A 14,608-nucleotide genomic window follows, 5' to 3' on the forward strand; every position below is an offset into this window, starting at 1 on the left:
TTCCTTTTATACTTCCTTGTTTACGGATTGGTCGAGAATCGGTCACATTATTTTTGTAAATGCGTAAGGCGGACGTAACTTCGCACCTTTAATTTCTCTTCGCAATCGCGTCGTCATCAGTGCCCCCAGAACTATGAATTTATACGGTTTAATCGGATTCCCCCTTACGCACTCTTTTTCCAAGCGATATTTTACCGACAAGTTTGTCCGTGAAAAAATCAAGGAAAGCAGCTACGAGCTCTTCGAAATGAGTTCGCTGGATGGGTTACCCGCATTATTAAAGAAAAAAACCGAGCTCCGGGGCCTGAATGTAACGATTCCTTTTAAAAAGGATGTGATCCCGTATCTGGACGATCTGGACGATGCATCTGCCGAGCGGATCGGAGCAGTGAACACCATTAAAATTTATGCTGACGGCAGCACAAAAGGCTTTAATACAGATTATTACGGCTTTCGTCAGTCGTTGGAAGAATGGCTGGACAAGCGGGGTGAAAAGTGCAGCAACTTCAAAGCGCTCGTTCTGGGAAATGGCGGTGCGGCAAAAGCGGTGCTCGTAGCATTGCAGGATCTGCACATGGAATATATTCTGGTTTCCCGTCAAAAAAGTGACGATTCCATTCCTTATGAGTCAATTACGGAAGAGATCATGAGCTCGCATTTGCTGATCATCAACACAACGCCTTTGGGTATGTTTCCCAAAACGGACGAGTGCCCCGCGATCCCATATGACCTGCTTACCAAGAAGCATTATCTCTACGATCTCGTTTACAATCCGGCTGAAACATTATTTCTGAAAAAAGGCATTGAAAAAGGCGCCGTTATCCAAAATGGCCTGAAAATGCTCGAACTTCAAGCAGAAAAAGCTTGGGAAATCTGGACTGCGGAGGAAAACCTTTGGAGTGTTTAAACTCTTGAATAAAACGTCCAAAGATCCTGTTCAACCTTTTCGGAAGACCTTAATATTCCCTGCGGAATAGGCGCTTTAACACCATTTCCAATGATAATGGTGCCCTGACATCTGCGGATTTCGTCCCAAAGTCCTTTTTGTAAAAAAGCATTGATCACCGCCGCTCCACCTTCAATAAATACGGACTGAATTCCCCTGGCAAGCAAAGCCGTCAGCAATTCATCGATTTCATCAGCGCCTGGCGTTACTTTAATATATGCAATGTCGGCCACTGCTGCGTAACGCTCAGGAGAAGTTGGTAATGCGCTCTCCTGATTATAATTAACAACAATAGTCGGCTGCGTTTTGCTGAATAAATTCAGATTTCCCGGAAGCTGCAAATGCCTGTCCAGTACAATTCTAACTGGATTTCGCCCCGACCAGCTTCGCACATTCAGGCGCGGATTATCCATCAGCGCAGTTTTATAACCAACCAAAATCGAATCTTCTTCCGTCCTCCACTGGTGCACACGCATGCTTGAAAGCTGTCCGCTGATCTGCAATGCTCCACCTGTTTCCGGCCCTAAAAATCCGTCAGCCGTTTCAGCCCATTTCAATATAACATACGGCCTTTTTTGCTCCATTGCGGTAAAAAACCGCTTATTAAGGCTAAGCCCCTCATTAGCAAGCAGCCCGCATTTCACTTCAATGCCGGCAGCTTGTATACGCGCAATGCCTCTTCCCGAAACCAATGGATTCGGATCATTATTACAAATGATTACTTTCTTGATTTTTTTCCGAATGATCAGGTCTGCGCAGGGTGGCGTCTTGCCTGTATGCGAGCAGGGTTCGAGCGTAACATAAGCCGTCGATTCCGCCAGCAAATGTCCGTTTCCTTTATTTTCGGCATCGTCAATGGCCCAGACTTCGGCATGTGGGCCGCCGTATTGCCGGTGCCAGCCTTCGCCGATAATGCGGTCTTCGCAGACAATCACACAACCAACCATCGGGTTAGGACTCACGCTTCCGCGGCCATTGGCGGCAAGTTGTAAAGCCCGGCTCATCCATAAATTATCTGCCTCCATGTGGCAAAAATACAAACCTGCTTTTAAACTCAACTTTCGTGAGTTCCTATTATTTGCTAACTTTCCGACATTGCAATAAAAAACACCTGAAAATGACTTCGGCACGTCAGCTATATCAATACATTTCAAAAAGCATTAAAGTATATCCGGAAAAAGAGGCTCAGGCAATCACTTTCATGTTGCTTGAACATTATATGCGGCTTCGCAACATTGATGTGCTGGTGGACAGACCGGTTGCCGAAACGACCGCTCAGCCTGACTGGGAAGGCATAATCCGTCGGCTCAATGATAATGAACCCGTTCAGCATATTATTGGCTCCACTGAGTTTTGCGGACTTGAATTCCGGGTTTCATCTTCCGTATTAATCCCACGCCCTGAAACAGAGGAACTTGTACGCATGGTGACGCGCGATTATGCAGAGCCCGACAAAAATATTTCTATTCTGGACATTGGAACGGGAAGCGGCTGCATTGCCATTGTTTTGGCGCGCTTTCTGCCACACGTTTCCGTTCACGCCTGGGATGTTTCTGATGAAGCGCTGGAAGTTGCCAAAGAAAATGCACGTCAGCTGATTGCAGATGTCACTTTTGCAAAACAGGATATGCTGAATGTTACTTTCCCATTGCCCGGAGACATTGTGCAGTTTGACTGTCTGGTGAGCAATCCACCGTATGTAACTTACTCAGAACAAGAGCATATGCGCCCAAATGTGCTGCGCTTTGAGCCGCATGAAGCGCTTTTTGTGGAAGACAGTGATCCGCTTTTATTTTACAAGGCAATTGCAGATTTTGGCATTCACCATTTAAAACAAGATGGCAAATGTTACGTTGAAATTAACGAGCATTTCGGTGCCGGGACGAAACAGGTTTTTGAAGAAAGGAATTATAAAAACGTTGAAATCCTGCGGGATATCCACGGAAAAGACCGGTTTGTAAGGGCCATTTGGAAATAAAAAGGATCATTCTTCAATGTATATAGAGAAAATAAGGGAAGTGCTGGATGAGATGGGCAAGGTGGTCGTGGGGCAGGACAAGTTGCTGAACAGACTGCTTATCGGCCTCTTTACGGGAGGTCATATTTTGCTTGAAGGCGTTCCCGGGCTTGCTAAAACACTTACGATCAATGTGATGGCCAAAGTGCTGCACCTTGATTTCAAACGCATTCAATTCACACCCGATTTGTTGCCTGCCGATCTGATCGGAACAATGATTTACAAGCCAAAAATCGGTGATTATGAGGTTAAAAAAGGTCCGATTTTCTCCAATATCATTCTTGCAGATGAAGTAAACCGTTCCCCTGCCAAAGTGCAGTCCGCATTGCTCGAAGCGATGCAGGAAAAGCAGGTTACCATTGGCGACGAGACTTATCTGCTGGACCGCCCGTTTGTCGTGCTTGCAACGCAGAATCCGGTTGAGCAGGAAGGAACTTATCCACTTCCCGAAGCGCAGATCGACCGCTTTATGATGAAAGTCTACGTTGATTATCTGGATAAAGCGAAAGAGCTGGAAGTCATGCGCCGCATGTCGGACATTAATTACGATTATCAGATCCGGCCTATTCTGAATAAAGAAGACATTTTTGCGATCCGCGACAATGTTAATAAAGTAAACATTTCAGACACGCTCGAACGCTACATTATCGAACTCGTTTTCGCCACCCGCCGTCCCTTGGACTACGGACTTCGCGACGAAGCGCGTTACATTCAGTTTGGTGTTTCACCCCGCGCAACTATTTACCTTAACCGCGCTGCAAAAGCACTTGCTTATCTGGAAGGACGTGATTATGTGTTGCCCGAAGATATTAAGGAGCTCGCACCGGACATTATGAACCACCGGATTTTGCTCAATTACGAAGCAGAAGCAGACGGCGTGCGCACGATGGCCATCATTGATTCCATTCTTCGAAAAGTCGCCATCGGTTAAGGAACCGGGTCGTGGCCATGCCCACCCCACGGATGGCATCTCGAAAACCGCTTTAAACCCAATCCTGTGCCTTTTATGACGCCATGCTTCTGTATGGCTTCGATCATATATTGCGAGCAAGTGGGCGTATAACGACAAGAATTAGGCAGGTAAGGAGACAGCACTCCCTGGTAAATCCGCACCAGCCCTATGAGTAAAAATTTCATTTCGCTTCTTGTGTCAAAGTAGTATATTTGGCAATTAACATCATAAAAGCATGATTTCGTATATAATATGGAATGCCAGTCCTGAAATTTTCACTATTCCGGAATTTCTTGGCTTCGGCCCCTTCCCTGTCCGCTGGTATGGCCTGCTGTTTGCAGCCGGCTTCCTGATCGGACAACAGATAATGATCCACATTTTCAAAAAGGAAGGAAAACCGCTCGAAGACATCGACTCGCTTACCTTATATATGGTGCTTTCCACGGTGATCGGTGCGCGCGTAGGCCATTTCCTTTTTTACGAGCCAGAAGTGCTTTTCAAAAATCCGCTCGAAGTAATTATGCCGCCTTATGCCGGCCTCGCCAGCCACGGCGCGATCATCGGCATTATCACAGGCTTGATCCTGTATTCACGTTCAAGAAGGGCTTCCGGGCAAACATTCCTTTGGGTTGCTGACAGCAATGGTGATCACCGTTGCATTAGCCGGTGCATTTATCCGTTTTGGTAACCTGATGAACTCAGAGATCGTGGGTAAGCCTACGGATGTGCCCTGGGGTTTTGTTTTTGTTCAAAATACGGAGTTCAGACAAATTCCACGTCACGCTGCACAGCTTTACGAATCTATTTCCTGCTTCATTCTCTTCTTTATTTTGCTATGGATCTGGAACAAATATAAAGCTGCTACGCCCCGCGGGTTAATGGTCGGTGTTTTCTTTGTCTGGGTGTTCACATTGCGGTTCATGTATGAGTTTTTGAAAGAAAACCAGGAAGCGTTCGAAGCAAACTACGCACTGAATATGGGCCAGATCCTCAGCATTCCAGCCGTTTTACTTGGAATTTATTTCATTATCCAGTCCCGAAACGCAAGTATCCAGCGGGCCAGCTAATCCTGGCTTGCTTGCGATAATTGGATCAGCATTTCAGGTTTATTTTGCTTAAATTGAAACCTGTTTTGCAAGAATCATAAACCCATTCAGATGAAAAAATCATTTACCTTATCACTCTTTCTCGCGTCTGCACTTTTGCTGAGTGCCTGCGGAGGGAAAAAAGAGCAGGAGGAAGCCGAGCAAGAAAAAACTGCCGTTGATGCGTTGCAGGCATTCGCAGATAAAGCCAAGGAAATTGGCGACCGTCCAGCCGTTGACCCCATCGATTTTCGGAAACTGAAAGACCTGATGCCTGAGAAAATTGCGGCGACTTTCCACGCACAGAAGCAACCGGTGAAAAATCCGGAGCAATGGGTTTCACAGTTTCAACAGCTAATGCTAAATATAAAGGTGAGGGCGAGGAAAGTATGGACATTGAAATCGTGGACACGGGCGGCATTGCAGGCGTTTCCACAATGGCACTTGCCGGCTGGTCAATGGCTGAAATAGACAAAGAAACAACAACAGGTTACGAGAAAACCACAAAGATTGAAGGCTACAAAGCTTTTGAAAAATACGATAACGAGGGCAAATCAGGCGAGCTGAATGTGTTGGTTGCCGACCGGTTTGTGGTCAATGTGCAGGGAGATCATGTTACTATCTGATCAGCTCAAAGGAGCATTGAAAGATCTGGATCTGGCAAAACTATCCGACCTGAAATAGAAAAAAGCAGAAGTTAAACGCTTCTGCTTTTTTAATGGCATTTTGAAACATTACGCTACTGTTGCGAAGTCTATTTTTTCTCTCAATATCTGCTTCGCTTTCACCAATTGATTCTTAACTGTATTTTTTGAGATACTAAGCAATTCTGCAATCTCCTGGTAAGATTTCCCTTCCTCAACATTCATTTTAAGAATTAGCTTCCGCTTAACGGACAACGAGTCCACAGCCGCTATAACCAGATTGATCCTTCGCTCGTTCTCCTCTTTTTCATCGTCATCGTTCATTCTCATGGCGTCCATATAGTTCTTTCTCAGCTGTTCGCTCTTTTCCATTTTCTTGAAAATGGTCGAAAGCCATATTTTTCAGGCAAGTGAACAGGTAAGAGTTGAAGTTATATTCGGGTTTGATGTGCGCCCGCTTCACCCATATTTTGATAAATACATCCTGCACCATATTTTCAGCCTCTTCCTCATCTTTTAATAATGAAGTTGTAAACCGCAAAGCCGGCGTTTTATAATAGTTATAAATTTCAGCAAAGGCTTGCTCACTGCCTTGCGTAACTCTTATGAGGGTATTTTCGTCAGGATATGCCACAGTTATAAATGTTTATCTATATAAAAAGGGTTAACAGCTTCTTCGATTTGACTAAATTTTCTTTTATTTAATCTTCGCATTATCATACTAAAAAGGAACTGTCAAAACACATGTTCATTATCGTAATGACCAACTGAATTACTGACTACTTCTTAAATTTTAAGTAACTGGGACACTGCCATAGCAATAGTAAATTCTGCTAATCCTTGAACGGGCAATGCTTTATGTTGAGCGGCTTTCTTATAAATGTTTGATAAATCTACGCTTAGATTTCGAAATACAAATCGCAAACTGCGTAAAAATATCGTCATTTTGCGCAATCTGGTTTTCATTAATATTTTAGCAACAATAATTAAGACGCCACCTATGTGTGCTCATTATCAGTCATTTCGTAGCGGAAATTACAAATCACAATCAATCGCTTACGATAACTTGCTTAGTGTCACGTAACAATTTTTTAATATTTCATCAAAATGGCCAAAATGCAAGTAGCCTGCCGTTTGAGATAACGAGTATATATTTCGTTAGAAAGCCAACCAATAAATTTTTGCAGCCAGCCCGCATCATTCACATGGACCAAAACCGCATACTTCACATTCTTGAAAAAATATCATCGGCCAGAATTGCGGTCTACGGCGACTTCTGCCTCGACTCTTACTGGATCATGGATGAGCGCGGCTCGGAAATTTCCATTGAAACCGGCTTGAAAGCCCAGGCAGTTGCACTCCACTACTATACGCCGGGCGGAGCAGCCAATGTGGTCGCTAATCTCTCCGCGCTGAAACCTTCGAAAATCCAGGTGATCGGCGTCGTTGGCAATGATATGCAGGGCCGCGAGTTGACTTCGCAATTGCAGGGACTTGGCGCTGATACAACTGCGCTCTTTATTCAAAATGAGCATTTCAATACATATAGTTATCTCAAAAGGCTCGTTGACGGGAATGAAGAGCCGCGGATTGATTTCGGTGTATATAATAAGCGGAGTGAGGAGACGGATTCACTGATATTAGAAGCTTTGGAAGAAGCATTGCTGCAAAGTGACGCGTTGATATTCAACCAGCAAGTCACCGGAAGCATTAATAATGAGTCATTTATAGCAAAAGCAAATGCGCTGTTTGCGAAATACAGTGAGAAAATCGTGATGCTGGACTCCCGGCATTTCAACGACCGTTTTGAAAATACATTCCTAAAAGCCAACGACCGCGAAATAGCAGCTTTGAACGGGCATATCGTCAACCCGGCTGATAATGTTCCTATTAATGATGTGAAGCGATATGGGAAATCCATATTTGAGAAATATAAAAAGCCCGTTTTTGTGACATGCGGAGAAAGAGGCATTATTGCTTTTGACGAAACCGGCGCACACGAAATTCACGGTTTACAACTGGAAAAACAAGCTGGACACGGTTGGCGCGGGCGACACGGCCATCAGCGCCATGACGCTTTGTTTGGCGGCAGGATTTTCGCCGTTTGAGGCAGCGACTTTTGCAAACTTTGCGGCAGCAGTCACAGTCCAAAAGCTATACACCACCGGAACTGCCAATGCGGAGGAGATTCTGGCGATCAGCAACGAACCTGATTTCATTTACAATGCCGATCTGGCCGATAACGAGCGCAATGCAGTTTACTTCTGGGACAGCGAATTTGAGATTTGCGAACAAGGCGTCCTCGAAAAACTGGGACATATACGCTATGCCGTTTTCGATCATGATGGCACGATCAGTTCGCTGAGGCAGGGCTGGGAAGAGATTATGGAGCCGGTTATGATGAAATCAATTCTTGACAAACATTATGAAACCGTGGATCCCAACACATTCAACCTCGTTTTAAGTCAGGTTAAGGAATTTATTCACAAAACCACGGGCATCCAGACGATCTATCAGATGGAAGGCTTGGTGAGTCTAGTCAGAGAATCTGGCTTCGTTCCGGAGCATGAGATTTTGGATAAATTTCAATACAAAGCCTTATATAATGACGCGCTGATGGAAATGGTCAATAAGCGCATGGAAAAGCTCGTTACCGGAGAGCTTTCCCAGGAAGATTACACCATGAAAGGCGCTGTTGCTTTTCTCAATCAATTGAAACAAAGGGGGCGTGACCATGTATCTGGCAAGCGGAACCGACGAGGCGGATGTGAAGCATGAAGTTGAAATGCTTGGATATGCACATTTATTCGATGGCGGAATTTACGGCGCATTGAAAGATTACACCAAGTTTTCAAAGAAAATGATTATTGAAAAGATCATTAAAGACAACGATCTGCGGGGAAATGAGCTGGCCGTATTTGGCGACGGGCCTGATGAAATTCGAGAAGGAAGAAGGGCCGGCGGTGTTTCAGTCGGCATTACGAGCAATGAAGTGCAGCGATTTGGCCATAACCCAGGCAAACGTCCACGCCTTGTCAAGGCAGGCGCACATTTGCTGATCCCAGATTTTTCTCAATATAAAAAACTTGTCAATCTGCTCTTTCAGGAAAGTGTAAATTATGCAAATGCATGACGGGCAAGACCACCAGACTCTTCCTAACCCTGTTTTTACCAATATTATTAACAGTTCTGCTCTCATGCAGGGACGAGAAGCCTGCGGTTAAGGAGGTTTCAACTTACCAGGATAAGCCTTTTTTGCAAGAATTCCATGATGCTTACACACTACCCGGCGGCGATGCCAATAATGATGTAAGGAGCATCGCAGCTGATCAGCAATCAAACATTTGGATCGCAACCGGTGCAGGAATTTATCAGAAAAAGAGAGACGAGCGAGGCTGGCAGGAAGTGATAACAGGCGACGACAAAGGTCCCGCATTCGCAGTTGAACCGGATCAGAAAAACACGGTTTGGCTCGGAAACTGGAATGGCTTATTTGCTTTTAGAAATGGTCAATTAGCGAAAGTGACTGGCCCGAAAGGCCCTATCTCAGCGGTCTGTGCAGCAACTGAAGGCGTGTATGCATTAGGGCCAAATGGTTTTTGGTTTAATGATGGAAAAGGATTTCAGCCGATTAATGACCCAATTGCAAGATCGGTCCGGGACATTGTTTCAGATAAAAATGGTGGGTTATGGATGGCAACGGATGTTGGCTTATATCATTGGACAAAGAAAAAACTCAGCCATTTCTACAAAACTGACGATCTGATCAGCGGTTATGCCAAGGGCCTTGCATTTGATTCAGATCAAAAATTATGGGTTGCCGGACTCGGCGGCATAACCATCCGGGATTCAGATAAGAAGCTAAGTGCGCTCACACCCGAAAATGGAATCCCAACCGTGTTCGCAACCGCGGTTCGCCGCGCACCAGATGGCGCCATGTGGGTTGGAACGCAGGCAGGCGTTGTGCGTTTCAAACCAGACGGAAGTCATTCACTCCTTTTTTCGCGGCGTTGGTTAATGGACGATCAGGTTAACCACATTGCTTTCGACCGGGAAGGGACTGCGTGGATTGCGACCCCGAAGGGCATAAGTGCGATCAGGAAAAGGAAAATGACATTGGCACAAAAAAGTGACTTTTTCTACGACGTTTTAATGAAGCGCCACATTCGCGCTCCGTGGATCGCAGGTCAGGCGCATTTGCGCATTCCGGGCGACACAACTTCCTGGCAGCGCGAAGATGACGACAATGATGGCGAGTACACGGGCAATTATCTGGCTATGGAAAGTTTCAGATATGCTTCAACTAAAAACCCCGAAGCCAGGGCAAATGCTTCCAAAGCCTTCGAATTTCTGAAACTGTTGCAGGAAGTCACGGACACCGACGGCTTTTTCGCAAGAACAATTGTCCCTTCCTCCTGGACGAATGTGCACGACGGAAACCGGACATTTACAGCGCGGGAAAAAGCCGACGAACTGGTTAAAGAGCCGCGTTTCAAGCCTGTGGAAGTTCGTTGGCACAAGTCTAAGGATGGAAAGTGGCTTTGGAAAGGCGACACCAGCAGCGATGAAATGTGCGGACATATGTTCGGATATTATTTCTATTACACATTGGTGGCTGACCATGCAGAAAAGAAGGTGATCGCCAAACACGTTTCCAAAATCGTTGACCACTTAATAAGAAATAACCTCAACTTGACAGACGTCGACGGCACGCATACACGCTGGTCCGTGTGGTCGCCCGGCAAGCTCAACCGCGATCCGGAATGGCTCCCCGACCGCAACCAAAATTCAATGGAAGTGCTTGCGTTCATCTTGCTTACCCACCATATGACAGGTGACAAAAAGTACGAAGATGAATATCTGAGACTGATTAATGAGGAAAAATATCTGGAAAACATGTCGCAGGTCACCAGCCAAAATCCAGCCTGGCTGATCTATTTTGATGTTGTTTTGCAAGCTTATTTATATCCGATTTTCCTTAAATGCGAACGTGATCCAAAGCGCCTGAAATTCTACAAAACGCATTTAAATGAGTGGTTTGGCAAGCGGAAAGGAGATCATAATCCACTCATTAACTTCATATATTGCTATGCATCCGGCGAGCGGGCAGAATTGGCAAACTCCATTGATTTTCTGGTAGATACGCCGCTGGATCTGGTCGATTGGCCCATTGATCACAGCAAACGGGAAGACATTCACATCGTGCGAAAACCAGTGCTCGAAGATCAGCAAGTGAACACATTGCAGCCTGCAAGCATTCGGATGACGGTTCGTTGGGACAAAAATCCGTGGACCGTTGCCGGTGGAAATCCGCAGGTTGAGCGGGAGCCCGTTTTCTGGCTTTTGCCGTATTGGATGGGACGTTACATGAAGATGATTCGAGATTAGATGAAAACATTACTACCAACCATTTTCTGGCTTTTGTTATTAAGCGTGTCTTTTGCCCAAAACAGTGCAGTTAAACAGCAAATGCTGATTTTCCCACAGCAAGAGCAGCACGTTCATGGCAGCAGCATTGTAAGCTTGCCAAACGGTGATTTCCTCGTGGCCTGGTTTCAGGGAAGCGGCGAACGCACCGCCGACGACGTCCGCATCATGGGCGCCAGGCTGAAAAAAGGCGAAAACAAATGGAGTAACCCTTTCCTGATGGCCGATACGCCGCATATTCCGGATCTGCAATCCGGTTTTATTTATGAATGCAGAGGGGAAGTTGTTTTTAATCTGGATTGCGGTGCAAGCCAATCTTTGGGAACAGTCCATTTTACGGTTTAAAACGACAACAGATTACAATGGCACCGGCGCACCGAATTGGACCTGGCAAGACAATATTCTATTAAAGCCAGACAGCGCTTTCGCGACCGAAGTTCAGAAAAAATTCAAAAACCTTCCACGTACTACGGCCGGCTGGGGCGGATATGCGCCGAAATACGACGACATGATCATAGAAGCCGCCAAAGATCCGGTGAAGCGCAGCATTGGCTGGATGACACGGATCAAACCATTACTAATGGAAAACGGTCGCATTATTCTCCCGCTTTATTCCGACGGCTACAATTTATCCATAACCGCTATTTCCGAAGACAACGGCACAACATGGAAACCTTCCCTTCCCATCGTGGGAAGAGGCCCTATCCAACCAGCATTAGGCATTAAAAAGAATGGCAACCTCTTCGCTTACATGCGCGACAGCGGCGACGCACCCAACCGCGTACATTACAGCGAGTCCTCAGACAAAGGGCAAACATGGACCGCCACAAAGAAAACGGACATTCCAAACACGGCGAGCGTAGAAGTGCTGGTTTTGAAAGATGGCAAATGGGCATTTTTAGGCAACGACATTGAAGGCGGCCGCTATCAGCTCAGTCTCCGAATGTCAGATGATGAAGGAAAGACCTGGAAAAGAACATTGATCGAAAATGACAGCTCCCAAAAAGGCAGTTACTCCTATCCTTCGTTAATTCAAACCACCGACGGAATGCTCCACATGACCTATTCCTATCACCCCGAAAAAGACAAAAAATCCATCAAATACACCACCATCAACCCAAAAACCTTATAAAAACCTTTTAGCGAGAAGCTAACGCTTCGTGTAACCTTATTCACAGGCCTCCGCCCGGCAATCCAAAAGCAAAACCCAAACTCCTAAAACCCAAAAAAGCAATGAAAAAAATCACCCAACTGAAACACTACTCATTCCTACTCTTAGCCAGCCTGGCCCTAGTCACCCAAACCACAGCCCAAACTTTCCACCAGGACAAACCTTTCACCCAAGATTACAGTGTCAAATACTACGCGGACGCCAAAACAAACGTGAAACAGGTTAGTGCTGACCGCAACGGCAATGTGCAGATTTTGGGCAAAGACGGTTTGTTACGCCTCGAAAACGCCCAGTTCCTCTATCCTGGCACGATCACGACGGACAACAGTTACCGGTTCATGAAAGACAAAAAAATTGCCGCAATCACAACATATAAAGAGCAATTCACTTACCTGACCGAGTCTGCTGTGGTGAGCAACGCCTGGGCCGGAACGCTATTTTGCAAGCACACATTGCCGCAAGCCACGCTTTTTGCGGGTGGGAATGAATTTACATTCCTGGTTTCTGATGGAAAATCGCTTGAACTGGTGAGAGATTCCAAAACACTGTGGAATGGCAACTTGCCAGACGATAAGGCATTGGATATTGTATTTCAAGCCAATAGTAATATGTTCTGGATTCTGGGCAGCAAGTCTTTATACAGCTTTAATCCAGGTAATAATGCATTAACCAAAGCTTTTTCGGGAAACAATTTCACAGCATTTGATCTTGCCAATAAAGATAAAAACATCGTTATCGGCACGAGCGAAGGCTACATTGTTTTTGATATTTTGACCAAAAAACAAGCAGGAGAAATGCATAATAAACTGCCTGTGAACAAGATTACAGCAGTTAAAGAGATCGCCGGGAAAGTTTGGTTCGGTTCAGAAGAAGGTGCATTTGCACTTCGTGCCGATGGAAAATTCGATTATTACAATGGCGAACGCTGGCTTCCGGGCAATGCGGTCGTTGACATTGCCGAAGGGCCGAAAAAGTCTGCTTTGATATTAACAACCAAAGGATTAGGGCAAATTGAATTCAAATCCATGTCTTTGGAAGAAAAAGCTGCCTATTATAGTGATCAGGTCAGAAAACGCCATATCCGCAACGGCTTCAATGCTTCCGTTGTTGACATGGACCGCGGAAACCTGGCGACCGGTTTTATGCAGGATTCTGATAATGACGGCCTGTGGACTTCCATGTATCTGGGCGGTGAAATTTTCAAATATGCCGTTACCAAAGATCCTGAGACGCTCAAAAATTGTCGCGAATCACTGGACGCAATGGAGCGGTTGTATTCGGTTACGCACATTCCCGGCTTTCCGGCGCGTTCGTTTGAGCGGTCTGGTCATATCAAGGAACTGAGCGATGCCGAGCGCTGGCAGCATGGCGTTGAAAAAGAATGGGACTGGAAATCAACCACGAGCAGCGACGAGATCATCGGTCACATTTTCGCATTTGGCGCAATGGCTGAGCTGGTCGACGATCCCGCTATGAAAAAACGGGCCGTCGCGCTTATCGACACGGTGATGTCATACATTGTTAAAAATGATCTTTATCTGATTGATTTCGACGGAAAACCAACGATGTGGGGCAAATGGAATCCTGAATACGTGAATGCTTTTCCAGTTAATGTGGGCGATCGGAAGCTGAATTCTTCCAACATTGTGTCGATGCTTCAAACCGCTTACCATTTTACCAAAAAAGAGAAATATAAGGCCAAGGCTTTCGAATTAATGAAAAAGCACGGCTATTTTGAAAACATGATGCGGCCTATGAAGGTCATCGGCATGGCGCCGGAAGATGCAGACGAGCATAGCAAGCACATGTCCGACGGCTGGAACCATTCAGACGACGAAATGTATTTTGTGGGTTACTGGGGACTTTACCGCTATGCTTTTAACGACACGCTGAAAGCACATTACAAACAGCAAATCCTCGATCACTGGCAAGTTGAGCGCCCCGAAAAAGAAGGTGCATGGAATATTTTCACCGCATTGACAGGTGTTAAAGATTTTGATTTGAAAGAAGCGGTTTGGTATTTGCAAGAGCACCCGCTCGACCTCATCGATTGGAACATTAAGAACAGTCATCGGAAAGATATCGACTTCATCGCTCCGAATTTCCGCAGACAGACCACCAAAAAAGTGCTTCCTCCCGACGAGCGTCCGATTCAGCGTCATAATGCGAACATGTTCGGTCTCGACAGGGCTGAAAAAGAAGGTGATTCGGAATATAGTGCAGGTGATATCTGGCTTTTGCCTTACTGGATGGGACGCTATCTCGGCGTCATCAGTGGTTCTCAAAAGTAGCCATATGCACATTCAACGTTATTTTTACTTTTTTCTATTAATGTTTTTGCCCATGCTTTCTTGCCAGAGAAGAGT

General features: G+C 45.7%; 16 protein-coding genes and 1 pseudogene. 13 read left to right on the forward strand and 4 right to left on the reverse strand.

All coding sequences use genetic code 11. The features are described 5' to 3' along the window. Positions 1-133 precede the first annotated feature (133 nt). A complete protein-coding gene (locus AC0IYG_RS20225; RefSeq protein WP_471712869.1) occupies positions 134-907 on the forward strand; it encodes a shikimate dehydrogenase family protein in 774 nt (257 codons plus the stop codon). Here the strand turns inward: AC0IYG_RS20225 and ribD are convergent. After that, positions 904-1,971 (reverse strand): bifunctional diaminohydroxyphosphoribosylaminopyrimidine deaminase/5-amino-6-(5-phosphoribosylamino)uracil reductase RibD, encoded by a 1,068-nt coding sequence (ribD, locus tag AC0IYG_RS20230; RefSeq protein ID WP_471712870.1) that lies wholly within the window; start codon positions 1,969-1,971, stop codon positions 904-906. The two genes, AC0IYG_RS20225 and ribD, sit on opposite strands and share 4 nt — an antisense overlap. 92 nt (positions 1,972-2,063) lie before the next feature. Between ribD and prmC the strand changes: the two genes are divergently transcribed. Both prmC and AC0IYG_RS20240 read left to right on the forward strand, forming a co-directional pair. Further along, positions 2,064-2,924: a peptide chain release factor N(5)-glutamine methyltransferase gene (gene prmC / locus AC0IYG_RS20235; protein WP_471712871.1), complete on the forward strand. Its 861-nt coding sequence runs from the start codon at positions 2,064-2,066 to the stop codon at positions 2,922-2,924. Positions 2,925-2,940: 16 nt separating this feature from the next. Then, on the forward strand, positions 2,941-3,894 hold the full coding sequence (locus tag AC0IYG_RS20240; protein ID WP_471712872.1) for an AAA family ATPase: 954 nt from the start codon (positions 2,941-2,943) through the stop codon (positions 3,892-3,894). Here AC0IYG_RS20240 and yidD read toward each other — a convergent pair. Then, positions 3,891-4,100: a membrane protein insertion efficiency factor YidD gene (gene yidD, locus AC0IYG_RS20245; RefSeq protein WP_471712873.1), complete on the reverse strand. Its 210-nt coding sequence runs from the start codon at positions 4,098-4,100 to the stop codon at positions 3,891-3,893. The two genes, AC0IYG_RS20240 and yidD, sit on opposite strands and share 4 nt — an antisense overlap. Positions 4,101-4,150: 50 nt before the next feature. Here yidD and lgt point away from each other — a divergent pair. The 3 genes and pseudogenes from lgt to AC0IYG_RS20260 all read left to right on the forward strand — a co-directional run bounded on the left by lgt (position 4,151) and on the right by AC0IYG_RS20260 (position 5,626). Further along, positions 4,151-4,982, forward strand: a pseudogene (lgt, locus tag AC0IYG_RS20250) (prolipoprotein diacylglyceryl transferase). A gap of 90 nt (positions 4,983-5,072) precedes the next feature. Further along, positions 5,073-5,471, forward strand: coding sequence for a hypothetical protein (locus tag AC0IYG_RS20255; RefSeq protein WP_471712874.1), 399 nt, complete (start codon positions 5,073-5,075; stop codon positions 5,469-5,471). Continuing rightward, entirely contained in the window at positions 5,459-5,626 is a 168-nt protein-coding gene (locus AC0IYG_RS20260) for a hypothetical protein (RefSeq protein ID WP_471712875.1), read from the forward strand. Before AC0IYG_RS20255 ends, AC0IYG_RS20260 begins: the two co-directional genes overlap by 13 nt. A 108-nt stretch (positions 5,627-5,734) precedes the next feature. On the opposite strand, the gene AC0IYG_RS20265 is transcribed toward AC0IYG_RS20260, so the two are convergent. Both AC0IYG_RS20265 and AC0IYG_RS20270 read right to left on the reverse strand, forming a co-directional pair. Continuing rightward, the gene (locus AC0IYG_RS20265) at positions 5,735-5,974 is read right to left on the reverse strand and encodes a sigma-70 family RNA polymerase sigma factor (RefSeq protein WP_471712876.1); all 240 of its coding nucleotides are present in this window, start codon (positions 5,972-5,974) and stop codon (positions 5,735-5,737) included. Continuing rightward, a complete protein-coding gene (locus AC0IYG_RS20270; RefSeq protein ID WP_471712877.1) occupies positions 5,958-6,278 on the reverse strand; it encodes an RNA polymerase sigma factor in 321 nt (106 codons plus the stop codon). The genes AC0IYG_RS20265 and AC0IYG_RS20270 overlap by 17 nt, the downstream gene beginning before the upstream one ends. A 547-nt stretch (positions 6,279-6,825) precedes the next feature. Here AC0IYG_RS20270 and AC0IYG_RS20275 point away from each other — a divergent pair. The 7 genes from AC0IYG_RS20275 to AC0IYG_RS20305 all read left to right on the forward strand — a co-directional run bounded on the left by AC0IYG_RS20275 (position 6,826) and on the right by AC0IYG_RS20305 (position 14,533). Beyond that, a complete protein-coding gene (locus tag AC0IYG_RS20275) occupies positions 6,826-7,752 on the forward strand; it encodes a bifunctional heptose 7-phosphate kinase/heptose 1-phosphate adenyltransferase (protein WP_471712878.1) in 927 nt (308 codons plus the stop codon). Further along, positions 7,715-8,422: a hypothetical protein gene (locus AC0IYG_RS20280; RefSeq protein WP_471712879.1), complete on the forward strand. Its 708-nt coding sequence runs from the start codon at positions 7,715-7,717 to the stop codon at positions 8,420-8,422. Before AC0IYG_RS20275 ends, AC0IYG_RS20280 begins: the two co-directional genes overlap by 38 nt. Further along, complete coding sequence (locus tag AC0IYG_RS20285) at positions 8,379-8,777, forward strand: HAD family hydrolase (protein WP_471712880.1); 399 nt, start codon at positions 8,379-8,381, stop codon at positions 8,775-8,777. The genes AC0IYG_RS20280 and AC0IYG_RS20285 overlap by 44 nt, the downstream gene beginning before the upstream one ends. After that, entirely contained in the window at positions 8,774-11,032 is a 2,259-nt protein-coding gene (locus AC0IYG_RS20290) for a ligand-binding sensor domain-containing protein (RefSeq protein ID WP_471712881.1), read from the forward strand. Before AC0IYG_RS20285 ends, AC0IYG_RS20290 begins: the two co-directional genes overlap by 4 nt. Beyond that, complete coding sequence (locus AC0IYG_RS20295; RefSeq protein WP_471712882.1) at positions 11,033-11,416, forward strand: hypothetical protein; 384 nt, start codon at positions 11,033-11,035, stop codon at positions 11,414-11,416. Continuing rightward, on the forward strand, positions 11,376-12,203 hold the full coding sequence (locus AC0IYG_RS20300) for an exo-alpha-sialidase (RefSeq protein WP_471712883.1): 828 nt from the start codon (positions 11,376-11,378) through the stop codon (positions 12,201-12,203). Before AC0IYG_RS20295 ends, AC0IYG_RS20300 begins: the two co-directional genes overlap by 41 nt. A gap of 101 nt (positions 12,204-12,304) precedes the next feature. Beyond that, positions 12,305-14,533, forward strand: a complete 2,229-nt coding sequence (locus tag AC0IYG_RS20305; RefSeq protein ID WP_471712884.1) for a hypothetical protein — start codon at positions 12,305-12,307, stop codon at positions 14,531-14,533. The last annotated feature ends 75 nt before the right edge of the window (positions 14,534-14,608 follow it).

It is taken from the genome of Dyadobacter sp. AC419, assembly GCF_979253085.1.

Coding starts and splice junctions, on each gene's coding strand:
- AC0IYG_RS20225 (WP_471712869.1), top strand. CDS start 134: ATGAATTTATACGGTTTAATCGGATTCCCCCTTACGCACTCTTTTTCC.
- ribD (WP_471712870.1), bottom strand. CDS start 1,971: ATGGAGGCAGATAATTTATGGATGAGCCGGGCTTTACAACTTGCCGCC.
- prmC (WP_471712871.1), top strand. CDS start 2,064: ATGACTTCGGCACGTCAGCTATATCAATACATTTCAAAAAGCATTAAA.
- AC0IYG_RS20240 (WP_471712872.1), top strand. CDS start 2,941: ATGTATATAGAGAAAATAAGGGAAGTGCTGGATGAGATGGGCAAGGTG.
- yidD (WP_471712873.1), bottom strand. CDS start 4,100: ATGAAATTTTTACTCATAGGGCTGGTGCGGATTTACCAGGGAGTGCTG.
- AC0IYG_RS20255 (WP_471712874.1), top strand. CDS start 5,073: ATGAAAAAATCATTTACCTTATCACTCTTTCTCGCGTCTGCACTTTTG.
- AC0IYG_RS20260 (WP_471712875.1), top strand. CDS start 5,459: ATGGCTGAAATAGACAAAGAAACAACAACAGGTTACGAGAAAACCACA.
- AC0IYG_RS20265 (WP_471712876.1), bottom strand. CDS start 5,974: ATGAGAATGAACGATGACGATGAAAAAGAGGAGAACGAGCGAAGGATC.
- AC0IYG_RS20280 (WP_471712879.1), top strand. CDS start 7,715: ATGACGCTTTGTTTGGCGGCAGGATTTTCGCCGTTTGAGGCAGCGACT.
- AC0IYG_RS20285 (WP_471712880.1), top strand. CDS start 8,379: ATGTATCTGGCAAGCGGAACCGACGAGGCGGATGTGAAGCATGAAGTT.
- AC0IYG_RS20290 (WP_471712881.1), top strand. CDS start 8,774: ATGACGGGCAAGACCACCAGACTCTTCCTAACCCTGTTTTTACCAATA.
- AC0IYG_RS20295 (WP_471712882.1), top strand. CDS start 11,033: ATGAAAACATTACTACCAACCATTTTCTGGCTTTTGTTATTAAGCGTG.
- AC0IYG_RS20305 (WP_471712884.1), top strand. CDS start 12,305: ATGAAAAAAATCACCCAACTGAAACACTACTCATTCCTACTCTTAGCC.